The following is a 17,064-nucleotide window of genomic DNA, read 5'->3' as shown; positions in this document are numbered from 1 at the left end:
CCTACTCCCTATGGCCATTAACCGAGGACGAAAGTCTCTCACCCCATCGAGAACTACTATATTGTTTGATATGCTTAATTAAGCTCGGTGACACAGTTGATTCCGGCGTCTGTGTTCTATATAAAGCTTCTATCATTTTCGGCGACAAGTCGGCTGTTGGAATATCAAATACAATCTGTCCTTGTCGTAATCCTACTAAGCGATCGCAATAATTGCGGGCAAATTCCAGGGCGTGCAAGCTAATTATTAATGTCTTCGAGCCTGTGTCACTTATATCCCTGAGCAAATTCATAATTTCCCGACTCAATTGAGGGTCTAAATTAGAAATGGGTTCATCAGCCAGAATCACCTCAGGATTTTGCACTAGCACTCTGGCTAAAGCTACCCGTTGTTGCTGTCCACCAGATAGTTTATCAGTTGGTGCATACAGCTTTTCTGGAATTCCGACTTGAGTTAAAGCCTTTGCAGCTGTTTCCACTTCTAAAGGAAACACTAAAGAAACGGCTGCTTTGACAAATGACCAGCGCCCTAAATGGCCAGCATTGACATTATGAATCACCCTGAGATTATTGACGAGATTAAACTGTTGGTAAACTGTACCAATTCGTCGCTGTACCTGACGCAAGCGATGGGGAGATAGCTCAGAAAGATTGCGCCCTAAAGCGTAAACTTGCCCTTGAGTGGGGAGTAATGTGCCATTGAGCAGGCGAATCAAGGTGCTTTTTCCGGCACCGCTTGACCCAACTAGACCAACTCTTTCACCTGGATAAATCTTGAGGTTAACATTAGCCAGTGCCCGAAACTGACCAAATTGCTGGGATACCTGTTTGAGTTCAAAGATTGGTAAGCTGTTGTGCATTTCAACTGTATATTAGTGAAATCAAATAAAAAGATATATCCCACTATCATTTTGCATTTTGCCAATAGCCATGCATGGCTTTTGCATAGCTAAAACGTATTTAAAATACCTTTTAGCTTAAACCTAGGTGATTGCTCATTTGATTTTACCAATTTTCCTACCAACTGCCTCAATCTGAGCATAATTGCTATTTTCTGTAGGAATAAACTTAGCTGCCCCAAACAAGTCGAGAATCTCTTTTTGTTCTGGAACATTAGGGTCTAGTTTTAACAAGGCTGCTTGGACTCGCTGGACAAAATCATCGCTATAGCGCTCTTTTACCTTAGGATTAATTACCCAGTGGTAGTCATAATAGGAAGGGGTTTGCCAAATTACCTCAACCTTCTCTAAATCGACTTCCCCTGAATTAACCCGACTCTTCCAGACCTGTTCGTTTAACGCTCCAGCTTTATAACTACCAGCTTCTACTAACTGAATCGTTTTGTCGTGGGAACCAGAAAACCCAATTTTGCCCTTAAAGTCCTCCAGTTGCACCCCAGCTTGCTCTAGAAAATACTGAGGCATCAAGCGTCCAGAGGTTGAAGACTCACTACCAAAGGTAAAGGTGTTTCCTTTTAAAGCTTTCAGACCACTGATATCCTGAATCGGCTTAATCTGACTGTTTTTATTAGCGATAAAAACAGTGTGGAATTCTGCATCAATGTCTCGCTGAGCGATCGCTTCTGCCCCATCTACCTGCAACCGCGCCTGAACCCCTGTCAGTCCGCCAAACCAGACGAGATCTAAGTCGCCGACTCGAAACGCTGTCACCGCAGCCGCATAGTCAGTTACGGGCTTGTATTCTACTGGTACACCAAGCTCTGCTTCTAGGTAATCAGTCAGCTTGCTGTAGAGTCGCTGCAACTTTTCTGGATCTTGATCGGGAATCGCTCCTGTAGTGAAGGATTGTACCTGCGCCCCATTCCTAGAGGAGGTCGCAGAATTCGGTTGAGACGAACAGGCGCTAAAAGGCAGCAATACTATAAATAGTAGTCCTAGTAAACTTTTTTGCATAGGTATGTTTGGGTGATTATCAAATCATGATCCTGACAATCATACACTATCTAGCAATTTTTAATTGGGTGAGGTACTTTCGTTCTAGGGAGTAGGGAGTAGGGAATAGGGAGTAGGGAGTAGGGAATAGGGAGTAGGGAGTAGGGGAAAAAATCTGTGTACCTCATAGCTATTAAAAACACTATATACCAATCAAATCGGTGAGAGACACAAGTTGTTTGAGTTTAGCTACCGCAGCCTTAGGAAATAAATTTAAACAAGTAATTTTTATGTTATAATAAATCAGGTATTTATAGATAATTTTATTGTCAAACTAAGGCTGAATTTATTACTTATAAATAATGGTATTTATAGGGATTAAATAAGGTTATATATTATGCAGCAAGATTCCCATCCCATTACCAAAGATTTAGTGCTAGTTGGTGGCGGTCACAGCCATGCGATCGCGCTGAAAATGTTTGGCATGAAACCCATTCCAGGGGTCCGTCTCACCCTCATTACTGATACCTCCCATACTCCCTATTCAGGGATGCTTCCTGGTTATGTCGCAGGTTTTTACAGTTACGATCAAGCTCATATTGATTTGCGCCGTCTGGCTGGGTTTGCTAAGGCACAGTTATATCTAGACCGCGTCATTGGTCTGGACTTACATGATAATAAAGTTATCTGTAGCAACCATCCTCCCGTTGCTTTTGATTACTTGTCGATTGATATTGGCAGTACGCCAGGGACAATGTCAACGCCGGGAGCGGACAAGTATGCGATCGCTGCTAAACCCGTCCCTAAGTTTTTGGCAGCTTGGGAGGGAATCGTGGCAGGAGTAACACAGAACCCAAAGCAACCTCTGAGCCTTGGGATCGTTGGTGGTGGGGCAGGGGGAGTAGAATTGGCACTGAATGTACAAGGCAAATTACATAAACTATTGCATCAACGATTGACTAATGCTCCCCAGCCCAGTAAGAATTTACAAATTCACCTGTTCCATCGAGGCACTAAACTGTTACCCCATCACAATTATTGGGTCAGCAACCACTTAAAAAAAATTTTATTACAGCGGGGAATTCAGCTTCATTTACTTGAACGTGTCAGCCAAATATCCCCCCATTTCGGTCAGAATAAACTGAATCAATCGATAGCAAACAATAATAGTGAAAGTGCTAATTTATATCCCCAATTACTACCCCAATTACTAACTGTTATCTGTGACTCTGGATTAAAGGTAGAATGTGATCATGTCTTTTGGGTCACTCAAGCTTCGGCTCCAAGTTGGATTAAAGCCTCAGGATTAACCACAGATGAGCGGGGGTTTATTCTCGTTGCTGATACCCTCCAATCAATTTCCCACTCCCATATCTTTGCAGCCGGTGATATTGCTACTATGCAAAATTACCAACGTCCCAAAGCTGGGGTATTTGCCGTCCGTCAGGGCAAGCCGTTATTTGAAAACCTGCAACGAATTGTATTAGGAAAAAAACTTATCCCCTACATTCCCCAGAAGCGCTATCTAAGTTTAATTGGCACAGGGGACAAACGTGCGATCGCATCTTGGTCATTGTTTGGTTGGCACTCTCGATGGATGTGGCAGACGAAAGATCACATCGACCGGAAATTCATGAGTAAGTTTGAGGACTTACCACCAAGGTCGGAAATGGATCAACAGCACAAAGGAAGCAAGGTTGTAGGGGCAGAAGCCTTGCAGCAGAAGCACCGGATAGAAGCCAAAACTATCCCAATTCCTTCTCAACAATCCCCAACACACCGGACAATGCCCTGTGCTGGCTGTGGTTCAAAAGTCAGTAGTACCACCTTAGAAAGGGTAATCAAACGGCTCTCCATCTTGGAAAGACCTGATATTGTGATGGGACTGAAAGACCCTGATGACGCCGCTGTCTTGCAAGTTCCAGAAGGTCAATTGATGGTACAGACTATCGATTATTTTCGCAGCTTGATTGATGACCCCTATATCTTCGGTCAAATTGCCACCAATCATTGTTTGAGTGACATTTTTGCCATGGGGGCAACTCCACAAAGTGCCTTAGCCGTCGTCACGATTCCCTATGGGACAGAAGATAAGGTCGAGGAAACCCTTTATCAAGTCATGTCTGGAGCCAACAAAATCCTCCAAGAATCTCAGACTTATTTAATTGGTGGCCATACTACCGAAGGGACAGAATTAGCCTTTGGCCTATCCTGCAACGGTCTCGTTCATCCTGAAAAACTGCTGCGCAAAAGCGGTATGAAACCTGGTCAAGTGCTGATTCTGACTAAAGCGATTGGGACAGGAACTCTCTTTGCTGCTAATATGCGCTACCAAGCCAAAGGTCGCTGGATTGAGCAGGCAGTGGAATCCATGTTACTATCCAATCAAACCAGCGCCCAAGTCTTTCGTGAATGTGGAGCAACAGCTTGTACTGATATTACCGGATTTGGACTGTTAGGGCATCTCCTGGAAATGGTTAACGCCTCAAACGTCAGCGTGGAATTAGAGTTAGCAGCGATTCCGATTTTACCAGGAGCAATAGAAACTGTGCAAGCAGGAATCACTAGTTCTATTCACCCTAAAAATTTACGTTCGTCTATCTACATCAAGAATCGATTAGACCTTAGTCATTTACCTAACTACCAGTTGTTATTTGACCCTCAAACCTCTGGTGGACTCCTAGCAGCTATTCCAGCGGAAAAAGCTGATGAATGTATTAATAAATTGAAAGCTTTTGGTCATCAAGAAAGCTGCTTAATTGGTCGGGTCATCCCAGCTCCAGAAGCTATGTCGAGAGCGATTACTATTATATAGCAGTTCTCAATTGGGTGAGGTACTTTCGTTCTTGGTTAATGAGAGTAGGTAGTAGGCAGTAGGGATGGAGCGCAGTCTTAAAGGCTAACACATGGATTGTAGTGATATGCCTAGGTATTATTGCTAGTTAATAGCAGTTAGTCAGAATAGCTTCAAATTTTTTTCGAGCTATTGAATCTTTCTATGGTAGTATAAGTTTTTGTACAAGAGTATCTTGCCACCAATTCTTCTTTCAGGAGCTGTATGGTATCTAATCCCCAAGTCTTATCAACTAGCAAAGGTACCCTGAGCGCGATCGCACTAGGTAGTAACCTCGGTGATTCTCAAGCCACCTTAGAAGCTGCTCTGATTGAACTCGAACAAACTCCAGGGATTACTGTCAAAACCCGCTCCAGTTGGTACAAAACTAAACCTATTGGACCTCTGCAACCAGATTATCTCAATGGTTGCGCCCTAGTGGAAACACAACTAAGTCCCCAAAAATTGCTAGAGACTCTGCTAGAAACAGAGCAAAAGTTTGGTAGAGTTCGTGTGGAACATTGGGGAGCAAGAACCTTAGATTTAGATTTAATCTTGTTTGGTAACCTGATTCTAGATACCCCTGATCTAATCATACCTCACCCACGCATGAGAGAAAGAGCCTTTGTGTTAGTGCCCTTGGCCGAAATTGCTCCTGATTGGATAGAGCCAGTTTCGGGAATGAAAGTCTCCCAACTTCTCGAAAGGTTAGATATTTCCGGAGTTACTCGATTTTAATTTTTAGGATATCAAATCCCCTTGGTGGACTATAATAACAACAGAAAAAACCAAGGCAAGGCAACTTAGCCTAATGCCGATGAATGATATATAATTGGGGGTAAAACCAATCCCAAAACGTAAGCTATCAACTATCAGCGATTAGCGCTACGCGCACGCTACGCGAACAGTTATCAGGCGCTTTAACTGAACGGGGTGGGATGAGTAAAACGAGCAGGGATTTTCAACTAGCTGTACCAGCCCGTAAGGTTGTTTACTACTTCCCGTTGATTAGCTGACGGCTGATAGCACCTCAAGTAGCGTGGCCAACGGCCAACGGCTGAATACTTACCCGAAAACAATGCTGATGGAGTAACTCAAGCAGTATTATAAATTGAAAAACAATGGTGAAAAAAGACAATGCTCAAAAAAGCTTTAGTGACCGGATCAGCAGTGGGAATTGGAAGAGCGATCGCTCTCGATTTAGCTAGTAAGGGATTTGATGTTGCATTTCACTATAACCGCAGTGAAGAAGCAGCCAAGCAAGCTTCTCAGGAAGCAGCGACTCACGGAGTAAAAGCGATCGCCCTACAAGCAGATGTAACTAACCCCGAGCAGGCAAAATCTCTGGTAGAACAGACGGTTGAGCAATTAGGTGGTTTGTCTGTTGTAGTCAATGTTGTAGGTAATTATCTCTACAAACTAACTAGCGAAATATCAACAGAGGAGTGGCATGAAATTCTTGACTCCAACCTTAATTGCACTTTTTACATTACTCAAGCAGCAATTCCCTATCTCAAAGCAGCTAACTGGGGACGTATTATCAATTTTGCGACTACACGTGCACATCATGTGACAGCACGTGAGAACCATGCAATTTATATCATCGCTAAAACTGGGATTATCATTTATACCAAATCTATAGCTAAGGAGTTGGCAAAAGATAATATCAAGATCACTGCCAATGTAATTGCACCAGGAGTAGCCGAAAATTCTATTGGCTTAGAGGAAGTGGTACCTCGGTTACCCATGAAAAGACCGGCAACCTTGCAAGAAATGAACAATGCTGTGTGGTTTTTTATTAATCCCGAAGCAGATTACATAACAGGACAAGTCTTGGAAGTATCGGGAGGCTATCAGCTATAGAATCTGATTCATCTCCTGATAGGAGAGCCTTGATTTATGACATTAAAATTATCGGTTAAAGTCGTAGAAATATGCTTAGTTTAAAAGATTTATGTGAAATTTATGACAAACATCAAGATTCTTTTGATGCAAAAGTTGAAGAATTCACCATTGGAAACAGGTATTTTAACTTTAATGAAAAACCAGCGATTTTAGGAGTGATTAATCTTTCCACTGATTCTGCCTATAAAACTAGCATCTGTTATAGTTCAGAACAAGCAATTAATCGTGCTAAAGTTTTGACGGCGCAAGGTGCCGATTTAGTAGATATAGGTAGTGAAGCTACAGGGGCAACAGCGGCAAGAGTAGATGATTTTAAACAAAACAGTAAACTTATACCTGTTATTGAATCTCTAAAAAAAGAAAATGTATTGACATCTATTGAAACCTATTATCCAGAAGTAGCTAGAGAATGTTTACGGGCTGGTGCAAATGTTATTAACTTAACTGGAGGAGACAATAGTCAGGAAATTTACAAGGCTGTATCTGAGTTCGATGCAGGAATTATTATCTGTTACTTGCAAGGTAAAAACGCAAGAGAAATCGGTGAGTATAAATTGACTGATGATCCATATGATTATTTGGCGAAGGAGATAGAAACAGCAACTAAACTAGGTGTGAAAAAGATTTTTATCGATCCTGGGATGGGTTTTGACTATCAAAACTTTGACGACAAGCATATGAGGATTAAATATCAAATACAAACTCTTTTAAATTCTTTTAGATTTAGAAAGTTAGGGTTTCCTATTTGTAATATACTTCCCACTGCACTGGAATGTTTTGGGGAAGAATTCAGAAGTGGTGAACCTTTCTTTGCAGTCCTAGCAGCACTAGGTAAAACCGATTTGTTGAGAACTCATGAAGTCCCTAAAATTAAAGCTGTTTTAGATACTATTAGTTTATTTTAAATCAAAACTAATGACATCAAGTTTTACCTCCTGTAACGAGGGGCAGTGGACTCCCGGCTCCTCTCGGTGGTATGGTCAACCCTTGGGTGCTCTGCCTGAGATACCAGATGTTAAGTTTGACAACTCTCTGCTGATGATATCTCCTCCCAAGAATATTCCTACGCCTCACAGAGATAAACTAGATTCTGTTGTGGCAAAAATTAATTAAAAAAACTTAAATTAGATGATTACTGTATTAGATAATTTAGAAGACAGTAATAAAATTGTCGCTGTTATTGGAGGTGGCCCTACTGGGATGTCTTGTGCTCTTTGGTTGAAACATCTAGGTTTTTTGGCAATTATCATCGAAAAGAGCAAACAATTGGGAGGTTTACAACGGGTAAGTCACTTTCAAAACGTATGGTACTTGGGATTACCCGGACATACTGGGTATGAGCTTGCGGAGCTGTTTCGGCAGCATTTGAAGGAAGAAAGTATTACTATGCTCTTAGATTCTAAGTTGAAAAGCATAGTCAAAGCAGGAGAGCATTTCAGAATTGTCACCGAGACAGATGAATTCACTGCACAGTGTCTAGTTATTGCTACAGGCCAAAGAATCAAAGGATACGAAGATCTAAAATCAGTTAAAGGCAGTCACGAGCTTTTGTCTTCACCGCGCGTCTGTTTTAACCCCGGCGCTACTCCTTTATTAGTGTCCGATTTAGATAGACAGCTAGTTGCTATAGTCGGTGGTGGCGATAATGGATTAGTAACAGCAATACGTTTTGCCAATACTGCTAAACATATTCACCTGTTCGTTCGCTCTCAACTGCGAGGATTCGATTTGAATCAAAAACAGATCTCCGAGCTAATTCAAGCAGGTCGAATAACTCTGCATCAACCAGTACTTATCAAGGAATTTGAGGTAGGTAAAGACAACATATATATTGCCTTGAAAGGGAAAGACAACCAAGAGTATGAGGTATTCTTAGACTATCTGTGTTTTCGGATTGGCTTTGAGCCCAATGTGGAGCAAATAAATCAACTGTTTAAAGAAGGAGCCGTTGGTTCTCTTGAGCTGACCACAGGAGGATATATCGCCACAGATCAATTTCTGCGTACATCAATTGCAAACATTTACGCTGCTGGAGATGTTACCAATCCTCGCGATCCCTGTGTTGCCACAGCTGTAGCCCAGGGTGCAATTGCAGCTAGGAGTATAGATGAAGATTTGCGAATTGCTAGTTATTAGTGTAACTTAAAATTCCCAATTAATTCCGACTTTATACTTCATTTACAGTTTAAAGTTTTTGACAAAGATAAACCCCTTCTTCTTGATTAGCAGCTTGCCAGTAATCCAAAACCTTAATACCATAACTCTTTAGTATTTATTGAATCATAGGATTAGTATAACGATAGAAAAAAAAATCATCTAATTCTATCTTGGCTTCTCCACTCAATCAGGTTGTTTTATAAACTAAAAATCACATCGTTTTCTAATTCAAAATAAGCAGCAATTTTTTTTAATTGTTGATTTTGTTCATCCTCTTCTATTGTAAATTTAATAGTCCCATCTTTGGCTTTGACTCCAGCATCAAGTAAAAAGTAAAACAGTAATTAACCACTCTTTGGTTAACTCATTATCATATTGAGGAAGAACTTTTTGAATACCTTGCAGATAATCACAGGGGCTAAATTAGCACTAAAAAGCCATATATCTCCCTTGCTTATAAAATTACTTAAAATCGGCAAAATTTATTCAGGATAGAAATTGGGAATCATGCCAAAAAAGGGAATTATATTCCTTTTTTCTTGATTACCGACAAGGGAGATTAAATCATCAGAGTGAAGCAGATCGCAAACAATGGGCTGTACCTGTAAATTAGCAAAATATTATCTAATCTTTTGATCAGAAATTATCGCCAGAGATAAGCTAACATCAACAGGATAATAAGTTAATGATATTTCAGAATTGAATAATTGGGAAACTATAAGTTTATCTTTTTCTCCACCACCACAACCTAAGCCAATTAAATTTAAATTTAGACTATTATCATCTAAAATTTATGCTGTTTTTTTAAACAATTGGCATAGGCATCAATACAGCTTTCATCTTGTCTAGCTGGAGAATAAGTTTCGTGTATTTTTAACCATTTTTGGCTTTGCTTGACACTATCGTAATGAAATTTGTGATTGATTTTACAAGAAGTAAAGCCAGCCAAATAATCTCGAAAAACTCGATCAGGAAATTGACTGGGATGTACGTATACTTTTTCAAAGTCTAACATAGATTATCATAGTAAGTATCAATTTGCTTTTCCAGATAGTCCCTCCATTTGTGATTTTCTCTGGAATCCCATTGCTTAGCTTGTTTTGTCGAATTTTTTGTTTCACAGACCTACCTGGAATAGGTTAGCCCAGTTTCCAATCTTGAAGGGATCACAATCTCACATCACCAATCACTAATCCTGATTTCTGGGCTAGTGGCCAGTAAATCAGGATTTTGTGAATTTCAGGGATCAGGTCGAAGCTATTCCCTGCATAAAACTTGATTGTCACAATACTCTACCATGCCCAAACGCCCTTATTGTCTAGTTGAGCAACAATAAACGGCCCCTTAGTGAAAAATATTCTATCCACTGGCAAGGCATTTCAGGGGAAGTCTGATCTGCTAACTCTCTAGACCTTGAATAATTTCTAGGCTATCAGGAGCTGTTATATTTAAACTTTAAACTCCCCAGGCAAGATTCGAACTTGCGACCAATCGGTTAACAGCCGACCGCTCTACCGCTGAGCTACTGAGGATTGCCAAACAATTGCTCTTCACATCTACTGATTATAATCATAAATTACAAAGTCTGGCAAGTATTTTCGCAAATTTTTTTGAAATCACTGTTGTGTCGGGAGTTTTGAGTACAGGGTACAGTCGGCGCTATTTAGTTTTTACTAAATAGTCAGCTAACTATGAGCCAGTCAGTAGTTGACAGTCAGTAGTCAACAGTCAGTAGTCAACAGTCAGTAGTCAACAATATTATCCTAATGGTTGACTCCTTACCACTGTAGCCCATGGTTGAGTGGGGAACGGCTTGATTCAACGTTGACGTTGAGCAACGGTTTTTGGTTAACCCCTGATTGCTTTTGTTTTTCTAACACTGCTCTGGCTAAAGCAGCTTGTCGTTCCACTTCTTCCTTTAAATGCTGCTTACGGGAATACTCAGCTATCTTGATTCTCGCTTTCTGGTAGGTGGGGGTTTCTTTAGGGATTTGAGACAAATACACTAGCGCTTGAATAAAGTTACCCTGTCCTCCTTGTTCATAGGCTTCTTGTAACAAGTACTCTGCTCGAATCTGTTGCTTTTGCTGATATTCCTTCAGCTTTGGTTGGACTTTAGCACCGGTGCGGGTTTCTGGATGGATTTGTTCGAGTAGTGCGATCGCATTGGTAAACTCTTGCGCTAATGCTTGTTTGTAGGCTTGCTTTAATAACCCTTGGGCTTCTGCTTCAAGGCGAGGTTTTGCCTTCTTGACTAAGGGCTCCATCTTCTTTTGCCAAAAGCCAATTGAGGGCATTTTATCGTATCCCTCAAGCACATCTGACCATCGTTCTTGATAAAAGGCTTGCTCTGTAGACTTAAATAGAGCTTCAGCACCTTGCCATTGTTGTTGCCACTGTTGAACTGTATTTAAAGATTGTTCATAGATCAGACTATCGCTAGGAATCGATTCTGCTAGTGCGATCGCTTCCTCCAAATCACCGGCTTGATAGTGTTTGATTGCCTTTTGGAAAATATCAAATTCAGAACGAGACGCAGAAGCATTTAGTAAAGCATAAAGTCCGATTAAAATAGCTATAGCATTGGAGCTTGCTGCTCCGACTCCGATTTTTTTCAGTAAAGGTGGCAATTTTGGCCAGCTATACAGGGCGAATTCACGGACATACACTTTCCAATGTAATTCCGGCTCATCAGTGCTATGTGCTAAGGTATTATTACTATTTTTTGATTCTTTAGTGTTAATTTTTGAATCGTTATTACTAGTTTTTGAGTCTTTAATACTAAATTCAGTCTCAGACAATGGCGTTGCCTGTTTTAATTCTTGTGAGCTAGACTCCCTAGTCAGTGCTGAGTGTTCAATGGTAACCCTTGAGTCAGACTGAGTATCTAGCACGCTTAATTCAAAAGTGTCATTGTCACTAAACTCGATACTTAGTGCTGAGTGCTCCGTTATCAGTTCTGAGTCAGACTGAGTATCCAGCACGTTGAATTCAAGAGTGTCATTGTCACTAAACTTGATACTGAGTGTTGAGTGCTCCGTTATCAGTTCTGAGTCAGACTTATCAATAGATACTTTTAACTCAGGACTTTGAGTACACATGAGTGTTTTAAGTACAATTAAGGCATCATTGGCTGACTGATAGCGTCGTTTGCTGTGGTAAGACACCATATGGTTGAGTACAAACGCCATTTTATCGCTAACCGATACATGGTTTCGCCAATCAATCTCACCAGTCTCAGGGTGAGCCAATTGCATTGGGGTCATGCCTGTCAGAGCGTGAATCGCAATCATTCCTAGGGAATAAATGTCACTGTTAGGAAAGGATTGACCAGCAAGTTGCTCTGGGGGTATGTAGGCAAAGGGACGAATTGTCTTCGATGGATCAGACGATAGGATCTCGGTCACATGGGGTTGGATTGACTTTGAATTAATCAGCTCAGCAGCACCAAAGTCAATCAAAACTAGCCTACGGTCTGACTCTCGTCTGATTAGGTTATTGGGTTTGAGGTCTCTATGAATTATCCCTTGGCGGTGAATAAATTCTAGGATGCCTAAAACATCTTCTAATAGTTCAATGCACTGGTTTTCGCTATAACGTTTATTACTGTTTTGACTGATTGGCAGTTCAGTACTAAGAGTTTCTCCGACAATTAAGTTTTGAACTAAGTAAAATCCCTGGTGATCTTCAAAATAATCAAGTAGACGGGGAATTTGGTTATGGCTGCCCAGTTTGATCAAGGTTTGAGCTTCATTGAGCCAGAGACGCTTAAGAAATTGCCATTTTTGAGGATCATCGCTTTTGGGCTGAAGATACTTAATCACATAGCGGGGATGGCCCTGTTGTCGGGTATCCTCTGCGATATAGGTTTTGCCAAATGCCCCAGCACTTAAAGATTCAATGATTTTATAACGCCCGTTGAGGAGCTTTCCCCATAGGGAATGATTTGGATTAATTTTCAAAGAATTTTTTCCTACCAGAATCACTTCTATTTAGTTTTTTTCAAGAAACCAACAGTGTTTCCGGAATTAGTGGTTTACAGAAGTAATTAGATGTGCTGTAGCGTCACCCGGTAGAAAATAGAATGTAAGCAATCAGCTATATTAAATCAGCTATATTAAATAAGATATATTCAATCAGCTATCAGTGATCAGCCATTTTAATCATGAACCTTACTCCCGTTGCGGGATGATCTGACAATTGTTGACAACCCCAAAGCTTCCACTGTTCACCCCTCTTCCCTCTCCGGATTTTGTCCTCATTTGCTACAACAGAAAGCAACTGGGTATAAAAACTATATGCCAGGATAGATATTAGATGTGTGTTCTTCGGTGGTCATCATATCCGCTTCTTAAACATGGAAAGTTGAAATTAGCACTATGAGCAAGGATTTAGACTTTAGCCCCCAGGGCTATGAAATTAAACAAGAGTTAGGACAAAATCACGCTGGGGGTAGAGTCACCTACCTGGCGACACAACTGGAGACTCAGCAACCGGTTGTGATTAAGCAGTTGCAGTTTTCCCAATTAGGCACTAGCTGGGCAGAATACGACACTTATGAACGAGAAATTAAACTCCTGCAGCAGCTCAATCATCCTAGCATTCCTCGCTATATCGATTCTTTTGACACTCCCACTGGATTTTGCTTAGTCCAAGAATATAAACCAGCACCTTCCCTCGCCGAAGATTACCAGTGGACACCACAAGAAGTTAAGCAAATTGCGATCGCGGTCTTGGAAGTCTTGGTTTACTTGCAACGGCGGCAACCTCCTGTGATTCATCGAGATATTAAACCAGAAAATATTTTGGTTGATAGACAGGGCAACTTGAAGGTGTATCTAGTAGATTTCGGTTTTGCCCGGATAGCAGGTGGGGATGTGACCCTCAGTAGCGTTGTTAAAGGTAGTGTAGGGTTTATGCCACCAGAGCAGATGTTTAATCGGCAATTGACCAAAGCATCTGATCTGTATAGCTTAGGCATCACCCTGATTTGCTTGCTGACAGGGACAAAATCTAGCGATATCAACACCTTAGTTGATGAGAATTATCGGATTAATTTCAAACCACTGTTGCCCAAGCTAAATCCTCAGTTTATTCATTGGCTCCACAAAATGGTGGCACCTAACCTCAAACATCGCTATTCCGATGCAGCAACTGCCCTAAAAGCCCTGAAGCCGATTGATGTGGTGAATGATATCACTCCTCTAAAAACACTGTTGCAGGCGATACAACCAACAAAGGCAGTAGTAAAACTTGCAACCCTCAGCCTTGTGGCTGCTTCTTCATCAGCTATAACCTATGGCTGGGTCACTAGTCCAGCCAGACAGTTGCTAACCAGTGGAGAATGCCAAGGCTGCAATCTCCCCAATACCAACCTACAGGATAAGAACCTCAAGCAAGCTAAGCTGCAGGGGGCGAATCTCAGTGGTGCCGACCTAGAGGGGACTAACCTGTGGAAAGCTGACCTCAGGGGGGCTAACCTGTCGGGAGCTAACCTCGAAGGGGCTAACCTAAACGGTGCTCGCTTGCATGGTGCTAACCTGGGCGGGGCTAACCTTAAAGGCGCTAACTTAGACATCAAGAGGGCTAAGCGCTGGCGTTTTAACCTCAAGGGTGCAACTATGCCTGATGGCTCTGTACATAAGTAGTTCATCGTGTCTGGTTGAATACTTATCATTCTGGGTTAATCGTCAATTGAAAATCGATAATTGAAATTGAAATTGAAAATTAACAATTAACAATTAACAATTAACAATTAACGATTAACCTAAATACCAAGTGATTAACCTGACTCGATATGACTAATTAAATTGAAAGATGTGACCAGAACGAGCACGAGAGTATTTCACTGTTGCTATCTGGTTAGAGGAGCGATCGCTTACTGTGATCAATCCTGATTTATTGCTCAAGTGCATAGAGGATTGAGTTAAACGGGTGATGGGGAAGCGCTTAACTTCGTTAGGTTGGAGAATGCCACTCAGGAGTTGGGGACGACCTAGTTTATCTGCCATCTCCCAGCCAGTGAGATCAATGGCTTCACTGGTCACATTCTTCAACTCAACCCACTCCCTTCCCCCTTCATCGGAGCCTTCAGGATTAGGTAATGCCGCTACGATTATCACAGGACCATCATTCTTGATGATATCATCTACTGGCACAACTACTGGACGATCCATATCCGGTTCTTTTGTGCCATCCTTGCTCAGGAAGATGGGAAAGAAGGAACGAATAAATTCGCCACGGCTACCATTAGGATTGGTACTGCGGTAGAGGACTAAATCGTAAGTGGCATCATTGATAGTAGTTCGAGCCTTGTCACGAATTTTGCCGTAGACACTTTCATAATAGGCAACGGTTGCAAGCGCGATTTCACATTCAGGGCTTGGTCCAACAAAAAATCCGCCTTTCTTCTTGAACAATTTAGCAATAACATTGCCTCCCATATCAGTCACGTTTTGGGTCATTTGTAATGTGACCACATTGGGATTATTTGGTCCTTGATTACCTCGTAAGTCATACTTGTAGCCTAGAAAATTGACTCGCTGATTTTTTTCATCAAGGTAGAATTTTATCCATGAGTGGTAACCAGATATAGTGCCAAGGGTTTCTCGTTGATCTCCAGAGCGGATATTGTATTTTCCTTCCCCAACAAATACATGCTCAAAGCCAGAAGCAAAGTGAGTTGATTTGCCCCTGAAGTAATTGGTATAGAGTTCAAACCAGATTCGCTGTAGCTTGTGTCTAAATTGCTGCTCCGAAAGAGTCTCACCTAACTCTTTGTTAATATAGTTTCGGGCAAGCTGTATCGGTTTTGTAGACATAATCAGAGAAATAAAATCTAACTGCTCATGTTCTTCTTCTTCAGGAGTAAATTCTGGGTCAAGAGAACGAATAGCGTAGTTATCTAAGAGTTTAATGAAACTAGCATAGGTGCGGGTTTTATTCAATTTGTCTTCATTGACTTTATAGAATAAGGGTCGGGTAGCTAAGTCGATTTCCCGTTTACCACTAGCTTTGACCTGCTCATCTAATAGAATGTCAGCAGTTTCGTCTTCCCATTCTCCGGAGCTAGTGCGAGTGCTAACCGAGAATTGGTTTTCGTCACTTTCCCAAATTTGTTGATAAATATTAGTTTCGCTCATGTCTCTATTGTTTAAGTTAAAGGATGTAAAAGTTGTTGAGTATATCTATGGAAAATTGAATGATTGACGGTCAACGGTCAACGCTCAATAAATTTATCTTAGGCTGATTATTTTCAGGAAACAGTACCCTTGAGGGTACTTTTTTATTGCTCAGTCACCCAGGGGGTAAGTAATCTCAAATCTGAGTATTAAACTCCATTAACCCACTCCACCCATTCCAGTCATTCGGTTAGATAGCAACAATGCAATAGTTTTACAACACCCATACAACCTATTCAATCCTCTTAACTCACTAGACCTATTCCAGTCATTCGGTTAGATAGCGACAATACAATAGTTTTACAACACCTAAACCACCTATTAAGTATGTTTAGTCTATTAACCCCATTATAGCGACTCTATGAGGGTAGCGATAATGCAATAGTTTTTCTAACCCCTTGCATGTTATCCAAAATGTGGTTATACTATTAGTATCGTTAAAGCAATGGTTTTGCCGCCATGATGATTTCTACCGCACAAGCCGCTGATTTACTGGGTGTTTCCGCCACTCGCGTCCGTTACCTTCTGGGCAAGGGCAGAGTCAAAGGAGCGTATAAGGTGGGTAGAACTTGGGTGATTCCTTTGTTTGATGGCATGCCAGTGGTCACTCCTGGCACTCGTGGACCAAAGCGGAATTGGTCAAAGCGTACAAATTACACGAAGGCTGTGATCCACGTTAATCAGAAAGTCATTCGCCAAAATCACAACACCGGGGAACGCAATCCAGTGATTACAGTAAAACGAGGTTCTAAAAACATTTACGGTCATACTGTGGAAGTCAATGGCCCTTGTCGGGTGATGTATCGCCCTGATAATCCGCTACATTGTGGGGCAAGGGTGTGGATTGAGACTATCTCGGATTTTCAAGTTATCTGAGCCAAGACTCTCACGGGGTGAAAAGTAGCTTGAAAGCATGAAGCAGCAAGCTTTCAATCACATTGACAGATCCTTTTCACGAACAGGACAGGTATAGCATGTTTAGTTGAGATGTAAACCTAAGAGGTATTTTTTTATCCAATAAAACTCCGTATCTATATCTTTAGCCTCTTGCCTCTTGCCTCTTGCCTCTTGCCTCTTGCCTCTTGCCTCTTGCCTCT

At 41.4% G+C, this 17,064-nt stretch carries 13 protein-coding genes and 1 tRNA gene; 8 read left to right on the top strand and 6 right to left on the bottom strand.

Translation table 11 applies throughout. From position 1 onward, the window contains the following. Position 1 precedes the first annotated feature (1 nt). Complete coding sequence (locus AC4II3_RS16285; protein WP_488007657.1) at positions 2–859, bottom strand: phosphonate ABC transporter ATP-binding protein; 858 nt, start codon at positions 857–859, stop codon at positions 2–4. Positions 860–994: 135 nt separating this feature from the next. Beyond that, positions 995–1,912, bottom strand: a complete 918-nt coding sequence (locus tag AC4II3_RS16280; RefSeq protein ID WP_488007655.1) for a putative selenate ABC transporter substrate-binding protein — start codon at positions 1,910–1,912, stop codon at positions 995–997. Positions 1,913–2,288: 376 nt separating this feature from the next. Between AC4II3_RS16280 and selD the strand changes: the two genes are divergently transcribed. From selD to AC4II3_RS16250, 6 genes are all read left to right on the top strand, one after another. Next, on the top strand, positions 2,289–4,706 hold the full coding sequence (gene selD / locus AC4II3_RS16275; RefSeq protein WP_488007653.1) for a selenide, water dikinase SelD: 2,418 nt from the start codon (positions 2,289–2,291) through the stop codon (positions 4,704–4,706). Between the two features lie 243 nt (positions 4,707–4,949). After that, positions 4,950–5,462, top strand: a complete 513-nt coding sequence (folK, locus tag AC4II3_RS16270) for a 2-amino-4-hydroxy-6-hydroxymethyldihydropteridine diphosphokinase (protein WP_488007651.1) — start codon at positions 4,950–4,952, stop codon at positions 5,460–5,462. Between the two features lie 399 nt (positions 5,463–5,861). Continuing rightward, a complete protein-coding gene (gene tmpR / locus AC4II3_RS16265) occupies positions 5,862–6,587 on the top strand; it encodes a bifunctional dihydropteridine reductase/dihydrofolate reductase TmpR (RefSeq protein ID WP_488007649.1) in 726 nt (241 codons plus the stop codon). Positions 6,588–6,658: 71 nt separating this feature from the next. Further along, the gene (locus AC4II3_RS16260; RefSeq protein WP_488007647.1) at positions 6,659–7,534 is read left to right on the top strand and encodes a dihydropteroate synthase; all 876 of its coding nucleotides are present in this window, start codon (positions 6,659–6,661) and stop codon (positions 7,532–7,534) included. Between the two features lie 10 nt (positions 7,535–7,544). Beyond that, on the top strand, positions 7,545–7,742 hold the full coding sequence (locus AC4II3_RS16255) for a hypothetical protein (RefSeq protein ID WP_488007645.1): 198 nt from the start codon (positions 7,545–7,547) through the stop codon (positions 7,740–7,742). Positions 7,743–7,757: 15 nt separating this feature from the next. Further along, the gene (locus AC4II3_RS16250) at positions 7,758–8,765 is read left to right on the top strand and encodes an NAD(P)/FAD-dependent oxidoreductase (RefSeq protein ID WP_488007643.1); all 1,008 of its coding nucleotides are present in this window, start codon (positions 7,758–7,760) and stop codon (positions 8,763–8,765) included. An 805-nt stretch (positions 8,766–9,570) separates the two neighbouring features. Here the strand turns inward: AC4II3_RS16250 and AC4II3_RS16245 are convergent. From AC4II3_RS16245 to AC4II3_RS16235, 3 genes are all read right to left on the bottom strand, one after another. Beyond that, entirely contained in the window at positions 9,571–9,801 is a 231-nt protein-coding gene (locus AC4II3_RS16245; RefSeq protein WP_488007641.1) for a hypothetical protein, read from the bottom strand. A gap of 445 nt (positions 9,802–10,246) precedes the next feature. Next, positions 10,247–10,318: transfer RNA gene (locus tag AC4II3_RS16240), tRNA-Asn, on the bottom strand. A 246-nt stretch (positions 10,319–10,564) separates the two neighbouring features. Then, positions 10,565–12,748 (bottom strand): protein kinase domain-containing protein, encoded by a 2,184-nt coding sequence (locus tag AC4II3_RS16235; protein ID WP_488007639.1) that lies wholly within the window; start codon positions 12,746–12,748, stop codon positions 10,565–10,567. Between the two features lie 417 nt (positions 12,749–13,165). Between AC4II3_RS16235 and AC4II3_RS16230 the strand changes: the two genes are divergently transcribed. After that, the gene (locus AC4II3_RS16230) at positions 13,166–14,434 is read left to right on the top strand and encodes a protein kinase domain-containing protein (protein WP_488007637.1); all 1,269 of its coding nucleotides are present in this window, start codon (positions 13,166–13,168) and stop codon (positions 14,432–14,434) included. Positions 14,435–14,587: 153 nt separating this feature from the next. Here AC4II3_RS16230 and AC4II3_RS16225 read toward each other — a convergent pair whose 3' ends face one another. Next, a complete protein-coding gene (locus AC4II3_RS16225) occupies positions 14,588–15,928 on the bottom strand; it encodes a lamin tail domain-containing protein (protein WP_488007635.1) in 1,341 nt (446 codons plus the stop codon). 498 nt (positions 15,929–16,426) lie between these two features. On the opposite strand from AC4II3_RS16225, the gene AC4II3_RS16220 reads away from it, so the two are divergent. Further along, a complete protein-coding gene (locus AC4II3_RS16220; RefSeq protein ID WP_075899982.1) occupies positions 16,427–16,843 on the top strand; it encodes a helix-turn-helix domain-containing protein in 417 nt (138 codons plus the stop codon). The last annotated feature ends 221 nt before the right edge of the window (positions 16,844–17,064 follow it).

The organism is Moorena sp. (assembly GCF_982860115.1).
The sequence above is the reverse complement of the archived record's forward strand: the minus strand, read 5'-3'. Positions and strand labels throughout refer to the sequence as shown.

What these genes read in the sequence shown, in the direction of transcription:
- selD (WP_488007653.1), top strand. Translation starts at nt 2,289, where the DNA reads ATGCAGCAAGATTCCCATCCCATTACCAAAGATTTAGTGCTAGTTGGT.
- AC4II3_RS16230 (WP_488007637.1), top strand. Translation starts at nt 13,166, where the DNA reads ATGAGCAAGGATTTAGACTTTAGCCCCCAGGGCTATGAAATTAAACAA.
- AC4II3_RS16255 (WP_488007645.1), top strand. Translation starts at nt 7,545, where the DNA reads ATGACATCAAGTTTTACCTCCTGTAACGAGGGGCAGTGGACTCCCGGC.
- folK (WP_488007651.1), top strand. Translation starts at nt 4,950, where the DNA reads ATGGTATCTAATCCCCAAGTCTTATCAACTAGCAAAGGTACCCTGAGC.
- tmpR (WP_488007649.1), top strand. Translation starts at nt 5,862, where the DNA reads ATGCTCAAAAAAGCTTTAGTGACCGGATCAGCAGTGGGAATTGGAAGA.
- AC4II3_RS16225 (WP_488007635.1), bottom strand. Translation starts at nt 15,928, where the DNA reads ATGAGCGAAACTAATATTTATCAACAAATTTGGGAAAGTGACGAAAAC.
- AC4II3_RS16280 (WP_488007655.1), bottom strand. Translation starts at nt 1,912, where the DNA reads ATGCAAAAAAGTTTACTAGGACTACTATTTATAGTATTGCTGCCTTTT.
- AC4II3_RS16250 (WP_488007643.1), top strand. Translation starts at nt 7,758, where the DNA reads ATGATTACTGTATTAGATAATTTAGAAGACAGTAATAAAATTGTCGCT.
- AC4II3_RS16245 (WP_488007641.1), bottom strand. Translation starts at nt 9,801, where the DNA reads ATGTTAGACTTTGAAAAAGTATACGTACATCCCAGTCAATTTCCTGAT.
- AC4II3_RS16220 (WP_075899982.1), top strand. Translation starts at nt 16,427, where the DNA reads ATGATGATTTCTACCGCACAAGCCGCTGATTTACTGGGTGTTTCCGCC.
- AC4II3_RS16260 (WP_488007647.1), top strand. Translation starts at nt 6,659, where the DNA reads ATGCTTAGTTTAAAAGATTTATGTGAAATTTATGACAAACATCAAGAT.
- AC4II3_RS16285 (WP_488007657.1), bottom strand. Translation starts at nt 859, where the DNA reads ATGCACAACAGCTTACCAATCTTTGAACTCAAACAGGTATCCCAGCAA.